Here is an 18,885-nt window from a genome sequence, read left to right on the forward strand (position 1 = left end):
CGTGGACGGTGACATCACCTGGCGGCCGGTGACCGAGGCCGACTTCCCGCTGCTCGGCGCCTGGCTCGCCCAGCCCCACGTCGCGCGCTGGTGGAACCACGAGACCTCACCCGAGGCGGTCGAGCGGGACTTCGGTCCGACGCTCCGCGGCGAGGAGCCCAACGAGGACCTCATCGCCCTGCTCGACGGCCGCCCGTTCGGGCTGGTGCAGCGCAGCCGGATCGCCGCCTACCCCGAGTACGTCGAGCCGCTCGCGGCGATCGTCGACGTCCCCGACGACGCGATGTCCATCGACTACCTGATCGGCGATCCGGACCTGGTGGGCCGCGGGATGGGTGCGCGCATGATCGCGTCGATCGTGGCCGACACGTGGACCGCGCACCCCGCAGCGAGCTGCATCATCGTGCCGGTCTCGGCCGCGAACGCCGCGTCCTGGCGGGCGCTGGAGGGCGCCGGGCTCACCCGCGTGGCCGAGGGCGAGATGGAGCCCGACAACCCGGTCGACGACCGGCGCCACGTGGTGCACCGCATCAACCGGCCTTCGGGTGCGCGCTGAAGAACGCCCAGATCACGGCGGTCGCGTCCAGGGCCGTCGACGGCGGGTCGAGGCCGAGCACGCCACCGAGCTTCCTCGGCGCGCTGCCCGGCCACTGGTGCCCGGCCCCGGCGATCGTGACGAGCTCGACGGCCCGGCCGCCCGGGCAGGTCGCGACGGCGGTGGTCACGGCGCCGGCCGTCGTCGCGGTCGGGGCCGGGCAGCCGTCCACCGCGCGCCAGGACGCCACCACGTCCGGGACCGGCGGGCCGTCGATGCGGGCGACGCCCTGCCCGGGGCCGCCGTCGTAGGGGATGTTGTGGTCGGCCGTGCCGTGGATGTGGATCACCGAGACGGGGGCGGGGGAGGGGCAGGGGCCCAGTTGCGTCGCCGAGTCGGGCCCGATCGCGGCGAACAGCGTGGTGTCACAGGCCAGCCGGTAGGCGAGCATGCCGCCGTTGGAGATCCCGGTGGCGTAGACCCTCGCCGGGTCGACGTCCGGGATGTCGGCGACCACCTCCGCGACGAACCCGACGTCGTCCGCCCCGGTGGCCCCCGGTCGCCCGCAGCAGCCCCCGCCGACGTTCCACGCGCGGTCCAGCCCGTCGGGGTACGCGACGGTGAACCCGTGCTCGTCGGCGAGGGCGTCCCAGCCGTAGTCGGACTCGGCCTGGCCACCCGTGCCGAACCCGCCGTGCAGCACCACGACCAGCGGGGACGGTCCGGTCAACCCGGCGGGGCGGTAGAGGTGGTAGGTGCGTGCCGTGCCGCCGACGGGGATCGTGTGCGTCGACGAGAGGGACGGTTCGCAGCCGTTCAGCAGGACGACGGCCGCGGCGAGCACCAGCATCCTGCGCACGTCAGCCCCGCTCGTGCAGGGTCACCGGCAGCCCACCGCCGGGCCGCATCGTCACGCGGTACTCCGGGCGCACGACGTGCGCCGGGTCCGGGGTGGCCGACCAGCGGTCGACGAGCGTCCCCAGGATCGTCGTGGCCTCCGCCCACGCGAACTGCTCCCCGATGCACGCGCGGGGCCCGGTGCCGAACGGCAGGTAGGCGAAGCGCGGCACGGCGTCCTTGCGCGCGTCGAGCCAGCGGTCGGGGTCGAACCGCTCGGGGTCGGGGAACCAGCGGGCGTCGTGGTGCAGGAGCAGTGGGCTCGCGGCCACGGTCGATCCCGCCGGCACGTCCCACCGGCCCAGCGTCATGTCCACCGACGGCGTCCGGGTCATGATCCACGCCGGCGGGTAGAGGCGCATGGCCTCGGCGACGACGGCACGGGTGTAGGGCTCGCCGTCGGAGCGGATCCGGTCCACGACGTCGGGCCGGTCGCCGAGCAGGTGGAACGTCCAGCTCAGGGAGTTGGCCGTGGTCTCGTGCCCGGCCATCATCAGGGTGATCACGTTGTCGTGGACCTCCTGCGGCGTGAGGCCGTCCGGCTCGTCGGCCGCGTCGAGCAGCGCCGAGACGACGTCACCGCGGTCGCTGCTGCGGTGCTCCCGACGCCCGTCGATGATCTCGTCGACGACGCGGTGGATCTCGGCGGTGGCGGCGGGGTCCCGTTGCGGCACCTGGCGGCCGAACATCCGCGGCCCCGTCCCCGACCCGAACGTGGTGAGCGCCCCTTCCAGCGTGGCGCGCATGCCCCGCGCATCGGCCAGGTCCACACCGAGCAGGGTGCGTCCGACGATGTCGAGGGTCAGCCCCGCCATCTCCGCGTGCAGGTCGACCTGCTGGCCGTCCTCCCAGTCCACCGCGGCCGCGGAGGAGGCGAACTGCTCCACGTAGCCGGCCAGCCGTCGCGGGGAGAACGCCGGGGCCACCAGCCGCCGGGCGCGGCGGTGCACCTCACCCTCGGTGGTGAGCAGCCCGTCGCCGAGCAGGGGGCGCGTGACCCGCACGCCGGGGCCTTTCGTGACGTCACCGGCCCGCTCGCGGAGCAGCTCCCCGACCAGTGCCGGGTCGAGCAGGAGCAGCATCCGCCGGCCCTTCCCGAGCCGGACGCCGACGCCGGTGTCGGCGCCGGCCGCGAGGTCCCGCAGCACGCGGCCCATGTCGCCGGCGCGGCGCCCGGCCCGGGAACGCAGCAGCAGCCGGGGGCGTCCGATCCAGCGGTCGGTGAGTCTCATGGGATCGACGATCCTCAGCGCCCCACGATGTGTCAACCGTGCCAGATGGCACGAGTGACATATTTACCGGACGCTGACACACTGGCCGCATGGAGGGCCGCCGCGACCGCAAGAAGACCGAGACCCGGACGGCCCTGCGCGAGGCCGCCCAGCGGCTGTTCGCCGAGCGGGGCTTCGACGCCACCACCGTCGAGGAGATCACCGACGCCGTCGACGTCTCCCGGCGCACGTTCTTCCGCTACTTCGGCAGCAAGGAGGACCTGCTCCGCCTCGATGCCGCCGACCTGCTCCCCGAGATGCTGGAGACCCTGCGCGCCCGGCCCGCCGCGGAGCCGCCGCTGCGGTCGATCCTGGCCACGCTGCGCACCGTGATCGATCGGCTGGAGCCGCCCAGCACGGGTGTCGGGCTGTTGCGCCTGTTCGCCGGCTGGGAGCAGGGCATCACCGACACCCTCGTCCAACGCTGGGGCGACGACGCACCCGCCCTGCGCCTGCGCGCCACCGTCATCGCGTGCGCGGCCACGTCGGCGCTGCGCAGCTCGGTGCAGGTGCACCGGACCCGCCACGACGGCCCGGCGCTGGGCTCGCCCCACCTGCTGCCGCTCGTCGAGGAGGCGTTCGCGGTGCTCGGGGACGGGTGCTCGGCGCCGTGAGGACCTGTCTCCGCTGCGCCGCGGTCGACGACACCGACGACCCGGCCTGGGCCCTGGACCGCGAGGGCGGTGAGAACCGCTGGCTGTGCCCGGACTGCGCCCGGGCCCACGCGCGCGACATCGAGGCCCGCCTGCCGCCGGAGTGGTGGAGCTGACCGGGCATCCGGTGGTCATCACCGCGTAAGTTGTGGGTCATGCACACCTGGGCACCCGTCGACGTCCCGCGGATCCCGGGCGAGGGCCCGCCCCTGCGCCTCTACGACCGCTCCACCGAGCGGGTGCGGCCTACGGCGCCCGGCCCCACCGCGCTGATGTACGTCTGCGGCATCACGCCCTACGACGCCACCCACCTCGGCCACGCGGCCACCTACCTGGCGTTCGACATCGTCAACCGGGTGTGGCGCGATCTCGGCCACGACGTGCACTACGTCCAGAACGTCACCGACATCGACGACCCACTGCTGGAGCGCGCCGCCCGCGACCACGACGACTGGGTCGTGCTCGGCATGCGCGAGATCGCCCTGTTCCGCGAGGACATGGAGGCGCTGCGGGTGATCCCGCCGCAGCACTACATCGGTGCCGTCGAGGCGATGGGGGAGATCGCCGAGCTGGTCGGGAAGCTGCTCGCGCAGGGCGCGGCCTACCGCGTGGACGACGCCGAGTACCCCGACGTCTACTTCGACTCCAGCGTGACGGGGCACTTCGGCTACGAGTCGAACTACGACGAGGAGACGATGCTGAAGTTCGCCGCCGAGCGCGGCGGCGACCCCGAGCGGCCCGGCAAGCGCCACGCGCTCGACCCCCTGCTGTGGCGCATGGCCCGCGAGGGCGAGCCGTCGTGGGAGTCGGACCTGGGCGCCGGGCGTCCGGGCTGGCACGTGGAGTGCGCCGCGATCGCGCTCAACCGCCTCGGCAGCCAGATCGACCTCAACGGCGGCGGCTCGGACCTGATCTTCCCCCACCACGAGTGCGGCGCCGCGCACGCGGAGGCGTTCACCGGCGTCCACCCGTTCGCCAAGCACTACACGCACGCCGGGATGATCGGGCTCGACGGCGAGAAGATGTCGAAGTCCCGCGGCAACCTGGTCTTCGTCTCGAAGCTGCGCGCGGAGCAGGTGGACCCCAACGCCATCCGCGTCGCGCTGCTGTCGGGCCACTACCGCACCGACCGGGCCTGGACCGACGCGTTGCTCGTCGAGGCCCAGAGCCGGTTGGCGCGCTGGCGGGAGGCCGTGGCCCTGGGTGCGGCGCCGGCCGCCGACGACCTGGTGGCCCGGCTGCGCACCCACCTGGCCGACGACCTCGACACGCCCGCCGCGATCGCCGCCGTCGACGCCTGGGCCGCGGAGGCCCTGGAGCGGCGCGGCACCGACACCGCGGCGCCCGCGGTCGTCCGCGACGCGCTCGACGCCCTGCTCGGCGTGGCCCTGTGACCGTGGCACTGTAGGCGTCATGGCCCGCAACGTGCTCGGCGGTGAGCTGCAGAGCTGCAGCACCGACCCGATGACCGGCTTCACCCGCAACGGCTGCTGCGAGACGAACGCGCAGGACGCCGGGGTGCACACGGTGTGCGCGCGGGTCACGGCCGACTTCCTCGCGTTCAGCGCGGGGGCGGGCAACGACCTGTCCACCCCGCGCCCCGAGTACGGGTTCGCCGGCCTGCAGCCCGGCGACCAGTGGTGCCTGTGCGCCGACCGCTGGGCCGAGGCCCACGCCGCCGGTGCGGCCCCGCCGGTCGTCCTGGAGGCCACCCACGCCCGCACGCTGGAGTGGGTGGACCTGGCCGACCTGCAGAAACACGCCGTTGATCTCGGTTGAGCTGGCGCTGCGCCTGCGCGCGGCCGGGCTGCCCTGGACGCCGGCGCCCGGCGACCGGTTCGTCGTCGCGCACCGCGACATGGACGCCGAGGTGTTCGTCGTCAGCGAGCTGACGGTCGAGGTGCGCGGCAGCGCGTTCCACTTCAACGGCACCACCGAGTGGGCGCTGGACAGCATCGAGCAGGACGACGTCGTCTGGCTGCCGCACGAGGGGCAGCTCCGGTCGTCGCTGGGCGCGGCGTTCCGCCGCCTGGAGCCGGTCGGGGACGGCTGGGCCGTCACCACGGCCGACGGCGGGCGGCACGTCGACGTCGACGCGGAACGGGCCTACGCGCGGGCGGTGCTGGCCACCCTGTGATGTATAGATGACCTCCATGGACATCACAGGTGCATCGGCCATCGTCACGGGTGGCGCGTCGGGGCTCGGCGAGGCCACGGCCCGGCTGCTGGCGGAGCGCGGCGCGCACGTCGTCGTGCTCGACGTGGCGGAGGAGCTCGGGCGAGGCGTCGCCGCCGAGATCGGCGGTGTCTTCGTCAAGGCCGACGTCGCCGACGAGGCGCAGGTCCAGGCGGCCGTGGACGCCGCGTCGGAGCAGGGACCGCTGCGGATCCTGGTGAACAGCGCCGGCCTGGGCCGCGCGGGTCGGATCATCGGTCGTGACCTCACCCCGATCCCGCTCGAGCAGTTCGAGTTCGTGCTGCGCGTGAACCTGGTGGGCACCTACAACTGCGCCCGTCTCGCCGCGTCCGCCATGGCGAAGACCGATCCGCTGGCCGACGGCACCTCCCGCGGCGCGATCCTCAACACCGCCTCCGCCGCCGCGTTCGACGGCCAGATCGGCCAGACGCCCTACTCGGCGTCCAAGGGGGGCGTGGTGGGCATGACGCTGCCGATGGCCCGCGACCTCGCGCGGCATGGCATCCGCGTCAACACCATCGCCCCCGGCCTGATCGACACCCCGATCTACGGCACCGGCGAGCAGGCCGAGGCGTTCAAGGCGAAGCTCGGCGAGAGCGTGGTCTACCCCAACCGCCTGGGTCAGGCGAGCGAGTTCGCGAGCATGGCGGTGGAGGTCCTGACCAACGACTACATGAACGGCGAGACCATCCGCCTCGACGGCGCGATCCGCATGCCCCCGAAGTAGCCGTCCTCGCAGGCCGCGTGTCCTCCGCGCAGGGTCGGCAACCTCTGCGCGGAGGACGCTGGTCCTGCGCAGACGCTCAGGCGCCGAGTCGGATCTCGTAGTACTCGAGGTCCGCCTCCGCGCCGATCCGGGTGAACCCCGCGCGGACGAGCGTGCGCTGGGAGGCGACGTTGTCGTCGGCGGTGTCGGCGACGACGGTCTCCACGCCGTGCTCGGCCGCGACGGTGAGCCGCGCCCTCAGTGCCTCGGCGGCGTAGCCGTGTCCCCGGGCGGACGGGGCCAGGCCGTAGCCGACCTCGACCCGTCCGCCGTCGGGTCGGCCCTTGAACCCCACGCCGCCCACCACCACGCCGTCTGCCGCGGTGCTGATCCGGTAGTGGCCGAACGGCCGCTGATCGCCCGACTGCTCGGTGGCACGCAGGAAGGAGCCGATCGCGGCGAGGTCGCCGCCGAAGGGGTAGTCGGTGGCCCACCGGTCGTCCGGACCCGCGGCCTGCGCGGTGACCCGCCGGGCCTCCGCTTCGTCGACGGGGTGCAGGACCAGCCGCGCCGTCTCGATATCCGTCACCTAGGAGCCGGCACCGCCGCTGCCCCGCCTGCGGAGGTAGCGCTCGAAGTCCGCGGCGATGGCGTCGCCGTCGGCCTCCTCCAGCGGGACCTCCTCGTCCTCGGCCTCGGCCTGCTCCTCCAGCTGCCGGACGTAGTCGCGCACCTCGTCGTCGGCCTCGGCCATCTCCGAGACGGTGCGCTCCCACTCCTCGGCGCGCTCGGGCAGCCCGCCCAGGGGCACCTCGACGTCGAGCACCTCCTCGACGCGGTGCAGCAGCGCCACAGCCGCCTTCGGCACCGGGGCCTGGGAGACGTAGTGCGGCACCGACGCCCAGAACGACACGGCCGGCAGGCCGGCCTCGATGCACATCTGCTGGAACACCCCGACGATGCCGGTGGGGCCCTGGTAGGTGGACGGTTCGACGTCCATGGCGCTGGCCGACGCCTTGTCGTAGGACGTGCCGCTGACCGGCGTGGGCCGGGTGTGCGGGGTGTCGGTGAGCAACGCGCCGAGGGTGATGACCTTGGTCACTCCCAGGGTGTCCATGTAGCCCAGCAGCTCGCGGCAGAACGTCTTCCAGCGCAGGTTCGGCTCGATGCCGTTGAGCAGCACGACGTGCCGGTCGGTGCCCGGGAGCGTGGCCACCGAGAGCCGGGTGGTCTGCCACTCGATGCGGCGCGTGACGCCGTCGGCCTGACGCACGTGCGGGCGCGTGACCTGGAAGTCGTAGTACTCCTCCGGGTCGATCGAGACGAGCGGCTCGGCGTCCCACATGAGCTCGAGATGCTCCAGTGCGGAGCTGGCGGCCTCGCCCGCGTCGTTCCATCCCTCGAAGGCGGCGATCAACACCGGGTCGACGAGGCGGGGGAGTTCGGGCTCCGCTCCGGGTTCCGGCCCACGATCGGTCATCGGCCCAGCCTACGGCCGAACCCGCTCGTGCAACGGCCGCCACCCCGGGAACGACTATCGTAGGGGCCGATTGGCAGGCCACCCGAGAGGAACACCGTGCAGCCGCACACGTTCGACACCACGTTCATGGACACTCTCGCCGAGCGGGTGGTGATCGCCGACGGGGCCATGGGCACCATGCTCCAGGGCGTCGACCTCACCCTCGACGACTTCGCCGGCCTCGAGGGCTGCAACGAGATCCTCAACGAGACGCGCCCCGACGTGGTCCGGCACATCCACCGGGCCTACTTCGAAGCGGGCGCGGACGCCGTCGAGACGAACACGTTCGGGGCCAACCTGCCCAACCTCGCCGACTACGGCATCGCCGACCGCATCTTCGACCTGTCGCTGAAGGCCACGCAGCTCGCGCGCGAGGTGGCCGACGACATGTCGACCGCGCAGAAGCCGCGTTACGTGCTGGGCTCGGTCGGCCCCGGCACCAAGCTGCCGACCCTCGGCCACGCCACGTTCGCGAGCCTCCGCGACGCCTACGTCGAGACCGGCCGCGGCATGCTCGACGGTGGGGCCGACGCGATCGTCATCGAGACGTGCCAGGACCTGTTGCAGGTCAAGGCGGCGGTGCTGGGTGTGCAGCGGGCGATGGTCGCGGAGGGGCGACGCATCCCGATCATCGTCCAGGTCGCCATGGAGACCACCGGCACCATGCTGCTCGGCTCCGAGATCGGTGCCGCGCTCACCGCGCTCGAGCCGCTGGGCATCGACCTCATCGGCCTCAACTGCTCCACCGGCCCCGCCGAGATGAGCGAGCACCTGCGCACGCTGTCGAAGCACGCGCGCATCCCGCTGTCGGTGATGCCCAACGCCGGGCTGCCGATCCTCGGTCCGAACGGCGCCGAGTACCCCCTGGACGCCGACGGCCTCGCCGAGGCGGTGGCCACGTTCGTGCGCGACTACGGCCTGCGGCTCGTCGGCGGCTGTTGCGGCACCACTCCGGCCCACGTCACGGCCGTGGCGAACGCCGTCTCCTCGATCACGCCGCCGGAGCGGCACCCGCGGCCGGAGCCGGGCCTGAGCTCGCTCTACGCCTCGGTGCCGTTCCGCCAGGACACCTCGGTGCTCATGATCGGCGAGCGCACCAACGCCAACGGCTCCAAGAAGTTCCGCGACGCCATGCTCGCCGAGGACTGGGAGGCCTGCGTCGGCATCGCCCGCGACCAGACCCGCGAGGGCGCGCACCTCATCGACCTCTGCATCGACTACGTCGGCCGCGACGGCGTCGCCGACATGGCCGAGCTGGCCGGCCGGCTGGCCACGGCGTCCACGCTGCCGGTGATGCTCGACTCCACCGAGCCCGAGGTGCTGCGGGCCGGCCTGGAGCGCCTCGGCGGCCGCTCGATCATCAACTCCGTCAACTACGAGGACGGCGACGGCCCCGAGTCGCGCTTCCAGAAGGCCATGGCGCTCGTCCGCGAGCACGGGGCCGCGGTCGTGGCGCTGTGCATCGACGAGGAGGGCCAGGCCCGCACCGCGGAGTGGAAGGTCCGGGTGGCCGACCGGCTCATCCGCGACCTGACCACCAACCACGGCATGCACGTGGAGGACATCGCGGTCGACACCCTCACCTTCCCGATCACCACCGGGCAGGAGGAGGTGCGCCGCGACGGGCTGGAGACCATCGAGGCCATCCGCGAGCTCAAGCGCCGCTGGCCCGACGTGCAGACCACGCTGGGTGTCTCCAACATCTCCTTCGGCCTCAACCCCGCCGCCCGCCAGGTGCTCAACTCGGTGTTCCTGCACGAGTGCGTCAACGCCGGGCTGGACACGGCGATCGTCTCCGCGGCGAAGATCCTGCCGATGGCCAAGATCGCCGACGAGCAGCGCTCGGTGGCGCTCGACCTGGTCTACGACCGCCGCCGCGAGGGCTACGACCCCCTCAACCGGTTCATGGAGCTGTTCGAGGGCGTCTCGGCGAGCTCGGCCCGGGCCACCCGCGCCGAGGAGCTGGCCGGGCTGCCGCTGTTCGAGCGCCTGGAGCGCCGCATCGTCGACGGCGAGCGCGACGGCCTGGAGGCCGACCTCGCCGAGGCGCTGGAGGACCGGCCCGCCCTGGAGATCATCAACGACACGCTGTTGTCGGGCATGAAGACCGTGGGTGAGCTGTTCGGCTCCGGCCAGATGCAGCTGCCGTTCGTGCTCGCCTCCGCCGAGGTCATGAAGACCGCCGTCGCGTTCCTCGAGCCGTTCATGGAGAAGGCCGAGGACGACACCGGCAAGGGCACGATCGTGCTGGCCACGGTCAAGGGCGACGTGCACGACATCGGCAAGAACCTCGTGGACATCATCCTCACCAACAACGGCTACACCGTGGTCAACCTGGGCATCAAGCAGCCCATCTCCACCATCCTGAGCGCCGTCGAGGAGCACAACGCCGACGCCGTCGGGATGTCGGGGCTGCTGGTGAAGTCCACGGTGGTGATGAAGGAGAACCTCCAGGAGATGAACGCCCGCGGCGTCGCGGCGAAGATCCCGGTGCTGCTCGGCGGCGCGGCGCTCACGCGCTCCTACGTGGAGAACGACCTGCAGGAGGTCTACGAGGGCCGCGTCTCCTACGCCCGCGACGCGTTCGAGGGCCTGCGCGAGATGGACGCCACGATGGCGCGCCGCCGCGGCGAGGTCCCCGAGACCACGCCCGAGGAGGAGGCCGCGAAGGCCGAGCGCAAGGCGCGGCACGAGAAGTCGCAGCGCGTCGCGGCCAAGCGGAAGGCCGCCGAGGCCGCCGTCGCCGGGCCGATCCCGGAGCGGTCGGACGTCACCGTCGACAACCCGCTGCCCACGCCGCCGTTCTGGGGCACCCGCGTGGTCAAGGGCATCGCGCTGGCCGAGTACTCCGGCATGATCGACGAGCGTGCGCTGTTCCTGGGCCAGTGGGGCCTGCGCGGAGCCAAGAAGGGCGACGGGCCCACCTACGAGGAGCTCGTCGAGACCGAGGGCCGGCCGCGGCTGCGCTACTGGCTCGACCGGATGTCCACCGAGGGCGTGCTGGCCGGCGCGTCGCTCGTCTACGGGTACTTCCCGGCCGTCTCGGAGCGCGACGAGCTGATCGTCCTCACCGAGCCGCGGCCCGACGCCCCTGAGCGGTTCCGGTTCGCGTTCCCGCGCCAGCGCCGCGACCGCAACCTGTGCCTGGCCGACTTCTGGCGCCCGCGGGAGCTGGCGATCGAGCGCGGCGAGGTCGACGTCATCCCGATGCACCTGGTCACGATGGGCCAGCCCATCGCCGACTACGCCAACGAGCTGTTCGCCAAGGACGCCTACCGCGACTACCTCGAGGTCCACGGCCTGGGGGTGCAGCTCACCGAGGCCCTGGCCGAGTACTGGCACCGGCGCGTCCGCGAGGAGCTGACGTTCCCCTCGGGCGACGCGGTGGCGGCGGAGGACCCCGAGAACATCGAGGAGTTCTTCAAGCTCGGCTTCCGCGGCGCCCGCTACTCGCTGGGCTACGGCGCCTGCCCCAACCTCGAGGACCGGACGAAGATCGTCGCGTTGCTGGAGCCGGGCCGCATCGGCGTGGAGCTGTCGGAGGAGCTGCAGCTGCACCCGGAGCAGTCCACGGACGCGATGGTGGCCCACCACCCGGAGGCGAAGTACTTCAATGCGAACTGACGGCCCGCCCCCGGGTCAGGAAAGCCACCTTCCGGACGCCACCCGACAGCAAAGTGGCTTTGCTGTCATCGGGGACGGGCCTGCCGCGGTCCTCTGGGACATGGACGGCACGCTGCTCGACTCGGAGAAGATCTGGACGGTCTCCCTCGCCGACACCGCGCGGTGGCTCGGGGGAGAGCTGAGCCAGGCCGCCCGCGACGACGTGGTCGGGTCGAACATGGCCCGCACCCTGACGATCATGTTCGACGACCTGGGCCTCGAGCAGGACGCCGGCCGGAAGGCCGAGACCGCCGCGTTCCTCACCATCCGCACGGGCGAGCTGTTCGCCGAGGGGCTCATCTGGCGGCCCGGGGCGCAGGAGGCGCTGGGCACCGTCCGTGACGCGGGGTGGCCGATGGCGCTGGTCACCAACACCGAGCGGGCGCTCACCGAGATGGCGCTCGACGCCATCGGGCGCGAGCGGTTCGTCGTCACGGTGTGCGGCGACGAGGTGCCGCACGGCAAGCCGGCCCCCGATCCCTACCTGCGGGCGGCCGATCTGCTGGGCGTCGACGCGGAGGACTGCCTGGCCGTCGAGGACTCGCCGACGGGCACGCTCGCGGCCGCCCGCGCGGGGGCGTCGGTGCTCGTGGTGCCGTGCGACGTGCCGGTGCCGACCGGTCCGGGGCGCGTCCATCGGGAGTCCCTGGTCGGCCTCTCCCCGTCGGACGTGCGGGGCGCCCATTCCCTGGCCAGGGCGGATCGCGCCGCCTGACGGCGCCCGTGAGACCGTTTGTCCTCGCCGGGGGGCCGCTCGGCGTGCCTCGTCACCTGCCGACGAACGGTTCGACCCGCCATCGGGCGCATCGCGCAGACCGCGCGGAGCACTACTCCTGCTGCGATTCGCCTGGCCGCACACAACATATGACACTGAGCTAGTGATAGGAGACACGCGGTGAAGACCTTCGACGAGCTGTTCGCCGAGCTCACGGACAAGGCCGCCACCCGCCCGGCCGGGTCGGGCACGGTCGCGGCCCTCGACGCCGGGGTGCACGCCCAGGGCAAGAAGGTGCTCGAGGAGGCCGGCGAGGTGTGGCTGGCCGCCGAGCACGAGGCCGACGACGCGCTCGCCGAGGAGATCTCCCAGCTCCTCTACCGCCTGCAGGTCCTCATGATCGGGCGCAAGATCACTCTCGAGGACGTCTACAAGTTCCTCTAGTCACGCCGCTCGTCGTTGTACCGTCACACACAGGTGAACAGCACTACCGAGGAGAGCTGATGCTCCGCATCGCACTGCCCAACAAGGGCACCCTGGCCGAGCCGGCCGCCACGATGATGCGTGAAGCCGGTTACCGCCAGCGCTCCGACGCTCGTGACCTGTCGATGTTCGACGAGGAGAACGAGATCGAGTTCTTCTACCTGCGGCCCAAGGACATCGCCACCTACGTCGGCTCCGGCGACCTGCACCTGGGCATCACCGGTGCCGACCTGATGGACGAGTCCGGCAGCCAGGTCAAGACGGTCATCCCGCTGGGCTTCGGCGCGTCGAAGTTCCGGTTCGCCGCGCCCCTCGCGGGGCCGGACGGCCGCGACTGGAAGCTCGAGGACCTCGAGGGCAAGAAGATCGCCACCTCCTACCCGCGCCTCGTGCGCGCCCACCTCGCGCGCAGCCGGGTCCGCGCCGACATCATCAAGCTCGACGGCGCGGTGGAGATCTCGGTGCAGCTGGGCCTGGCCGACGCCATCGCCGACGTCGTGTCGTCGGGGCGCACGCTGCGCCAGCACGGGCTCGTCGCGTTCGGCGACCCCATCGCGGAGTCGGAGGCCACGCTCATCGAGCGCGAGCCGCGGCCCGACCGCGAGGAGACGGTCGAGACCAAGGCCGAGAAGGTCGTGTTCACCGAGCGCCTGCGCGGCGTGGTCTACGCCCGCCAGTACCTGATGGTCGACTACGACTGCCCGGCCGACGTGCTGGAGCAGGCCAAGAAGATCGCGCCCGGCATGCAGTCGCCGACGGTGTCGAAGCTGACCGACGAGGGCTGGTTCGGCGTCCGGACGATGGTCCGCAAGTCCTGCGCCAACAAGATCATGGACGATCTGGCCACGCTGGGGGCCCGCGCGATCCTGACCTCGGAGATCCGCTCGTGCCGGGCGGTGGACGGCCGGTAGCTACCGGGGCCGCACCACCAGGCCCTGGGCACTGCGGCCCACGTGGCCGTGCTCGTCGAACAGCAGGCCCGAGACCGTGCCCAGGCCGGTGGGACCCACCACGGTGTGGGCGTCCACGCCCATCCACTCACCGGCGGGTGCGCGGTGCAGGTGCAGCGTGATCTCCGTGTTGACGAAGAGCCAGTGGCGGATGTCGAGCGGGGACGCGACACCGTTGCCGGAGTCGGCCACCACCGCGAGCCGCTGCAGCGGGCTGGGCGTCTCGCCCGCCACCAGCTGCACCTTCTGGCGGGCCCACGCGCTGCCCGGCCCCACGTCGCCGAACCAGTTGTGCACGAAGAGCCAGTCCAGGGTGTCCATGAAGCCCGGCAGCCAGCCCGGCGGCCGTTCGTTCCGCTCGACCCCGTGCTCCCGGCCCGGCATGGCCGGCTCCTCGCCGACGGCCACGGCCGCGGTGTCGCCCTCCGCAAGCCGCCACGCCCGGGCCCGCAGCACGGCCCGGCCCCCCGCCGTCATCTCGGCGGCGAGCAGGGCGATGGCCCGCCCCGGCCGCTCCACGGCCGCGGTGACGGCGACCTCGCCGGCCGGCACCGGCCCGAGCACCTCGACGGTGACGCGCGAGAGCAGGGTGCCCGGTCGCGCGTCGCACCGCTCCAGGGCCCGGACCAGCAACGCCGTGGGCGGCCCGACGTGCTGGGCGTCGGCGAACCAGGGGCCGGTGGTGGAGAAGGTGGCGAAGAAGCGCTCCCCTCCCGCACCGTCCAGGGGCAGGAAGTACGGCTCGAGATCGGTCACGCCCCGATCATGCCCGGCGACGTGCGCGGCGGACCGCGGTGGGCAGCAGCCCCGCACGGGCGGCGAGCCCGACCGCCGCGACGAGCAGGGCGGTGCTGCGCCACGGCCAGGCCGGCCCGGCCAGGTCGAGGTGGTCGGACGGGTACTCGGAGTACTTCACCCCCACCAGCGCCGTGGTTCGGTCGCCGGTGCGCGCCAGGTCGCTACGCCGCGCAGGCCGAGCAGCCCGCCAGCCGCACCACGACGTGGCCGGCGCCCGTCCCGACCGCCGCGGCGAGGCGGCCCGGGCGTAGCCGGCGACGGCCAGCACCGCGTACCCGGTGCCGAGCGCGACGACCGGCACCGGGTCGTCGGTGCCGGTGACCTCGACCGTGAGCAACGCCACGAGGGTCAGCAGCGCGAGGGCCCGGTTCACGCGAACACCGTCCGGCGCCACCGGTGGCGGTCAACGGTGCTCAGTCGGGATGGACGGCGAGGGCGTCGGCGGTCTCGTCGGTGACGGCCGCGTCGGCGGGCCAGCCCGGGTACTCCGGTGGCGTGCCGTCCCAGGCCGGGCACAGCGCCTTGTGGCTGCACCACTCGCACATCCGGCTCGGGTTGGGCCGGAAGTCGCCGGAGGCGCCCGCGGTGAGGATGGCGGCCCAGATCGCGTCGAGGGTGCGCTCGAACGCGCGCAGCTCCTGCTCCTCGGGCGCGTAGGTGAGCGCCTCGGAGTCGGCCAGGTAGAGCAGCCGCAACTGGGCGGGGACCACGCCGCGCAGGTGCAGCAGCGCCAGCGCGTAGAACTTCATCTGGAACAGGGCCCGGGCCTCCGCGACCGGCCGCGGCGACGCGCCGGTCTTGTAGTCGACCACGCGCAGCTGCCCGCCCGTGCCGACGTCGAGCCGGTCGACGTAACCGCGCAACAGCAGCCCGGAACCCAGCTCGGTCTCCACCAGCAGCTCCCGGGCCTCGGGTTCGAGGCGGCGGGGGTCCTCCAGCTCGAAGTAGGTCTCCAGCAGCACCCCGACCGACTCCAGCCACGGTGCGAGCTCCGGATCGCCGGGGCCGGTGAACAGCTCGGTGACCAGGTCGGGCGCCTCGTCGCAGAGCGCCGCCCACGCGGGCGCCACCAGGGCCCGCGCCGCCGCCGGGACGCGCTCGGCCGCCGGAAGCCCGTAGAGCTGCTCCAGGACGGCGTGCACGAGCGTGCCGCGGATCTGGGCGCGGGTGTGGCGCTCGGGCAACCGGTCGATGGCCCGGAACCGGTAGAGCAGCGGGCACTGCTTGAAATCCCCGGCCCGCGACGGCGACAGCGCGGGCCGGCGCCGTGGCGTGGCGGCGACCTCCGGGTGGCTGACGTCCTGACTCACACCCGGGAGGCTAGGCGAGGCCACCGACAGTTCCGGGACCGCGGCCACCCGCGGCATCGGCGCGGACGCGTGCCGTTAGCGTTACCCCCCGTGTCCGAACCGTCAGCAGCCGCGCTCCACGACCTCCCCGCCGACCCCGACTACACCGGGACGGCGCTGCGGGCGCGCGGCGGGCCGTTCCGGGCGGGGGACCGGGTGCAGCTGACCGACCCCAAGGGCCGCCACTACACCGTCACGCTGGAGGCGGGGGCGGAGTACCACACCCACCGCGGGGGCCTGCGCCACGACGACCTCATCGGCAAGCCCGAGGGCAGCCTCGTCGTCTCGCCGTCGGGCACGCCGTACCTGGCGCTGCGGCCGCGACTGGCCGACTACGTGCTCTCGATGCCGCGCGGCGCGCAGGTCATCTACCCGAAGGACGCGGCGCAGATCCTCATGTGGGGCGACATCTTCCCCGGGGCCCGCGTCATGGAGGCCGGGGCCGGGTCCGGTGCGCTGACGTGTTCGCTGCTGCAGGCCGTCGGGCCCACCGGCAGCGTCCTGTCCTACGAGATCCGCGACGACCACGCCCAACACGCCGAGAAGAACGTGCGGGGTTTCTTCGGCGACACCCCACCCAACTGGACCTTGCGGATCGCTGATCTTCATACTCACGACGGTGCCGCCGAACCGGTCGATCGGGTCGTACTGGACATGCTGGCGCCCTGGGAACAGCTCGACGTCGTGGCGAAGTCGCTCATCCCGGGCGGGGTCCTGGTGGGGTACGTGGCCACCACCACGCAGCTGTCCCGCGTGGTCGAGGACCTCCGCGAGATGCAGTGCTGGACGGAGCCGCAGGCGTGGGAATGCCTGGTCAGACCGTGGCACGTGGTGGGTCTCGCCGTGCGGCCCGACCACCGCATGCAGGGTCACACTGCGTTCCTGGTGACGGCCCGCAGGCTGGCCGAGGGCGTCGTCCCGCCCCGCCCCCAGCGCAGACCGACCAGCCGCTAGGGCCGTCCGGCGCAACCGCCTCGCGGCGGTCGTCACCGTTCGGGTCGATCGCTCTGCGTCAAGGTGCCGTCCGGTTGAGTGGTGGATCACCGGATCGCCGCACGCTTGTTCAGCCGGATGACAGGTACCGTATGGAAACGGAACACGGAGGGAGGCTGCCGTGAACCCCTACGACGGTCCCGGCGCTCGTGATTCAGGTGGTCAGCTCGATCCGGCTGAAGCCGCTGCCCAGATCCGCTTCCTCGAAGAAGAGGTCGCGCTACTTCGTCGCAAGCTCACCGAGTCCCCCCGGCATGCCCGGGTGCTCGAGCAGCGGCTGGCCGAGTCGGCCAGTCGCCTCGCGCAGCTCTCGGCACGGAACGAGAAGCTGACCGAGACGCTCAAGGAGGCGCGCGGGCAGCTCATCGCCCTGCGCGAGGAGGTCGACCGCCTGGCCCAGCCGCCGAGCGGATACGGGGTCTTCCTGGCCCGCTTCCCCGACGAGACCGTCGACGTGTTCACCTCGGGGCGCCGCATGCGCGTCGCGGTGTCGCCGGCGGTCGAGACGGAGACGCTGCAGAGCGGCCAGACGGTGCGCCTCAACGAGGCGCTCACCGTGGTCGAGGCGCTCGACTTCGAGCGCATCGGCGAGGTCTGCGGCCTGCGCGAGGTGCTCGCCGAACCCACCGCGGACGGCCTCGCCGGCCGCGCGCTGGTGGTCGGGCACGCCGACGAGGAGCGGGTGGTGTGGCTCGCCGCGCCGCTGTTCGACACGTCGAACCCCGATCTCGTGGCGCTCAAGCCCGGTGACTCGCTGCTCGTCGACACCAAGGCCGGCTACGCCTACGAGCGGGTGCCCAAGGCCGAGGTGGAGGACCTCGTGCTGGAGGAGGTGCCCGACGTCGACTACTCCGACATCGGTGGCCTGTTCCGGCAGATCGAGCAGATCCGCGACGCCGTGGAGCTGCCGTTCCTGCACGCCGAGCTGTTCAAGGAGTACGAGCTGCGGCCGCCGAAGGGCGTGCTGCTCTACGGCCCTCCCGGCTGCGGCAAGACGCTCATCGCGAAGGCGGTGGCCAACTCACTGGCCAAGAAGATAGCCGCCGTTCGGGGCGACGACCCGAGCGAGGGACGCGCGTTCTTCCTCAACATCAAGGGCCCGGAGCTGCTCAACAAGTTCGTCGGTGAGACCGAGCGGCACATCCGCCTGATCTTCCAGCGGGCCCGCGAGAAGGCGTCGGCCGGCACGCCGGTCATCGTGTTCTTCGACGAGATGGACTCGATCTTCCGGACCCGCGGCTCGGGCGTCAGCTCCGACGTCGAGACCACGATCGTGCCCCAGCTCCTCGCCGAGATCGACGGCGTCGAGGGCCTGGAGAACGTCATCGTGATCGGCGCGTCCAACCGCGAGGACATGATCGACCCGGCGATCCTGCGGCCGGGCCGGCTCGACGTCAAGATCAAGATCGAGCGTCCGGACGCCGAGGCGGCCCAGGACATCTTCTCCAAGTACCTCACCCAGACCCTCCCGGTCCACGCCGACGACATCGCGGAGTTCGGCGGCAACCGCGACGCGTGCATCACGGCGATGATCGAGCGGATCGTCGAGCGCATGTACGACGAGACGGAGGAGAACCGGTTCCTGGAGGTCACCTACGCCAACGGTGACAAGGAGACCCTGTACTTCAAGGACTTCAACTCCGGCGCCATGATCCAGAACATCGTCGACCGCGCCAAGAAGTCGGCCATCAAGTCGGTGCTCGAGTCGGGCCAGCCGGGCCTGCGGGTACAGCATCTGCTCGACGCCATCGTCGACGAGTTCGCCGAGAACGAGGATCTGCCGAACACCACCAACCCCGACGACTGGGCGCGCATCTCCGGCAAGAAGGGCGAGCGGATCGTCTACATCCGCACGCTCGTCACCGGGAAGAACGCCGAGACCGGACGGGCGATCGACACGGCCAGCAACACCGGCCAGTACCTGTAGCCGCGCTCCGACGGGGCCGGTCGCGCGCGCTGCGCGGCCGGCCCCGTTCGCGTGTCCGGGCCGATGATCGACGCCCTGGGACGCGGGGCCGCGCGTGGTGCGGCGGCCGGTCCCCACACGACGATCATGATGGGCCCGGCCGGGCGACACGCCGGCACTCCGTTCGTGCCGCCGGCGGCCCGTGATCGGTGTTTCGGGACGCGGAGCCGTGCGTGGTGCCGCCCCCGGT

20 protein-coding genes are annotated in these 18,885 nt (G+C 72.4%); 13 read left to right on the top strand and 7 right to left on the bottom strand.

Annotated elements, in window-relative coordinates; genetic code table 11:
• Position 1: 1 nt before the first annotated feature.
• On the top strand, positions 2-556 hold the full coding sequence (locus tag BGP03_RS25875; protein ID WP_296375549.1) for a GNAT family N-acetyltransferase: 555 nt from the start codon (positions 2-4) through the stop codon (positions 554-556).
• Here BGP03_RS25875 and BGP03_RS25880 read toward each other — a convergent pair.
• Both BGP03_RS25880 and BGP03_RS25885 read right to left on the bottom strand, forming a co-directional pair.
• Positions 531-1,385: a PHB depolymerase family esterase gene (locus BGP03_RS25880; RefSeq protein WP_298797830.1), complete on the bottom strand. Its 855-nt coding sequence runs from the start codon at positions 1,383-1,385 to the stop codon at positions 531-533. The two genes, BGP03_RS25875 and BGP03_RS25880, sit on opposite strands and share 26 nt — an antisense overlap.
• Positions 1,386-1,395: 10 nt before the next feature.
• Complete coding sequence (locus BGP03_RS25885) at positions 1,396-2,664, bottom strand: cytochrome P450 (protein ID WP_298797797.1); 1,269 nt, start codon at positions 2,662-2,664, stop codon at positions 1,396-1,398.
• A gap of 89 nt (positions 2,665-2,753) precedes the next feature.
• Between BGP03_RS25885 and BGP03_RS25890 the strand changes: the two genes are divergently transcribed.
• Genes BGP03_RS25890 through BGP03_RS25915 form a run of 6 tightly spaced genes read left to right on the top strand, consistent with a single transcriptional unit; the run spans position 2,754 to position 6,280 of the window.
• Entirely contained in the window at positions 2,754-3,317 is a 564-nt protein-coding gene (locus BGP03_RS25890; RefSeq protein ID WP_296375546.1) for a TetR/AcrR family transcriptional regulator, read from the top strand.
• Positions 3,314-3,472: a hypothetical protein gene (locus BGP03_RS25895; protein WP_296375544.1), complete on the top strand. Its 159-nt coding sequence runs from the start codon at positions 3,314-3,316 to the stop codon at positions 3,470-3,472. Before BGP03_RS25890 ends, BGP03_RS25895 begins: the two co-directional genes overlap by 4 nt.
• Positions 3,473-3,511: 39 nt before the next feature.
• Positions 3,512-4,750 (top strand): cysteine--1-D-myo-inosityl 2-amino-2-deoxy-alpha-D-glucopyranoside ligase, encoded by a 1,239-nt coding sequence (gene mshC, locus BGP03_RS25900; protein WP_296375542.1) that lies wholly within the window; start codon positions 3,512-3,514, stop codon positions 4,748-4,750.
• A gap of 19 nt (positions 4,751-4,769) precedes the next feature.
• Complete coding sequence (locus tag BGP03_RS25905; protein ID WP_296375540.1) at positions 4,770-5,135, top strand: DUF2237 domain-containing protein; 366 nt, start codon at positions 4,770-4,772, stop codon at positions 5,133-5,135.
• The gene (locus BGP03_RS25910) at positions 5,122-5,493 is read left to right on the top strand and encodes a hypothetical protein (RefSeq protein WP_298797793.1); all 372 of its coding nucleotides are present in this window, start codon (positions 5,122-5,124) and stop codon (positions 5,491-5,493) included. The genes BGP03_RS25905 and BGP03_RS25910 overlap by 14 nt, the downstream gene beginning before the upstream one ends.
• 16 nt (positions 5,494-5,509) lie before the next feature.
• On the top strand, positions 5,510-6,280 hold the full coding sequence (locus tag BGP03_RS25915; RefSeq protein WP_296375593.1) for an SDR family NAD(P)-dependent oxidoreductase: 771 nt from the start codon (positions 5,510-5,512) through the stop codon (positions 6,278-6,280).
• 76 nt (positions 6,281-6,356) lie between these two features.
• On the opposite strand, the gene BGP03_RS25920 is transcribed toward BGP03_RS25915, so the two are convergent.
• Positions 6,357-6,848: a GNAT family N-acetyltransferase gene (locus BGP03_RS25920; RefSeq protein WP_298797791.1), complete on the bottom strand. Its 492-nt coding sequence runs from the start codon at positions 6,846-6,848 to the stop codon at positions 6,357-6,359.
• Entirely contained in the window at positions 6,849-7,739 is an 891-nt protein-coding gene (locus tag BGP03_RS25925; protein ID WP_296375534.1) for a PAC2 family protein, read from the bottom strand.
• Positions 7,740-7,865: 126 nt separating this feature from the next.
• Between BGP03_RS25925 and metH the strand changes: the two genes are divergently transcribed.
• The 4 genes from metH to hisG all read left to right on the top strand — a co-directional run bounded on the left by metH (position 7,866) and on the right by hisG (position 13,550).
• Complete coding sequence (gene metH / locus BGP03_RS25930; RefSeq protein WP_298797828.1) at positions 7,866-11,402, top strand: methionine synthase; 3,537 nt, start codon at positions 7,866-7,868, stop codon at positions 11,400-11,402.
• Between the two features lie 67 nt (positions 11,403-11,469).
• Positions 11,470-12,156: an HAD family phosphatase gene (locus BGP03_RS25935; RefSeq protein ID WP_296375590.1), complete on the top strand. Its 687-nt coding sequence runs from the start codon at positions 11,470-11,472 to the stop codon at positions 12,154-12,156.
• Between the two features lie 180 nt (positions 12,157-12,336).
• The gene (locus BGP03_RS25940; protein WP_296375532.1) at positions 12,337-12,600 is read left to right on the top strand and encodes a phosphoribosyl-ATP diphosphatase; all 264 of its coding nucleotides are present in this window, start codon (positions 12,337-12,339) and stop codon (positions 12,598-12,600) included.
• Positions 12,601-12,659: 59 nt separating this feature from the next.
• Complete coding sequence (gene hisG / locus BGP03_RS25945) at positions 12,660-13,550, top strand: ATP phosphoribosyltransferase (protein ID WP_296375530.1); 891 nt, start codon at positions 12,660-12,662, stop codon at positions 13,548-13,550.
• Here the strand turns inward: hisG and BGP03_RS25950 are convergent, their stop codons facing one another.
• Genes BGP03_RS25950 through BGP03_RS25960 form a run of 3 tightly spaced genes read right to left on the bottom strand, consistent with a single transcriptional unit; the run spans position 13,551 to position 15,697 of the window.
• Entirely contained in the window at positions 13,551-14,345 is a 795-nt protein-coding gene (locus BGP03_RS25950; RefSeq protein WP_296375528.1) for a thioesterase family protein, read from the bottom strand.
• A gap of 7 nt (positions 14,346-14,352) precedes the next feature.
• On the bottom strand, positions 14,353-14,760 hold the full coding sequence (locus BGP03_RS25955; RefSeq protein ID WP_298797788.1) for a hypothetical protein: 408 nt from the start codon (positions 14,758-14,760) through the stop codon (positions 14,353-14,355).
• A 40-nt stretch (positions 14,761-14,800) separates the two neighbouring features.
• The gene (locus tag BGP03_RS25960; RefSeq protein WP_296375524.1) at positions 14,801-15,697 is read right to left on the bottom strand and encodes a RecB family exonuclease; all 897 of its coding nucleotides are present in this window, start codon (positions 15,695-15,697) and stop codon (positions 14,801-14,803) included.
• Positions 15,698-15,853: 156 nt separating this feature from the next.
• Here BGP03_RS25960 and BGP03_RS25965 point away from each other — a divergent pair, with 156 nt between their 5' ends.
• Positions 15,854-16,690, top strand: coding sequence for a tRNA (adenine-N1)-methyltransferase (locus tag BGP03_RS25965; RefSeq protein WP_296375589.1), 837 nt, complete (start codon positions 15,854-15,856; stop codon positions 16,688-16,690).
• 160 nt (positions 16,691-16,850) lie between these two features.
• Positions 16,851-18,656, top strand: a complete 1,806-nt coding sequence (gene arc / locus BGP03_RS25970) for a proteasome ATPase (RefSeq protein WP_296375521.1) — start codon at positions 16,851-16,853, stop codon at positions 18,654-18,656.
• Positions 18,657-18,885: the final 229 nt, after the last annotated feature.

Source organism: Pseudonocardia sp. 73-21 (assembly GCF_001899645.1).
In the GTDB taxonomy this organism is placed as follows: domain Bacteria; phylum Actinomycetota; class Actinomycetes; order Mycobacteriales; family Pseudonocardiaceae; genus Pseudonocardia.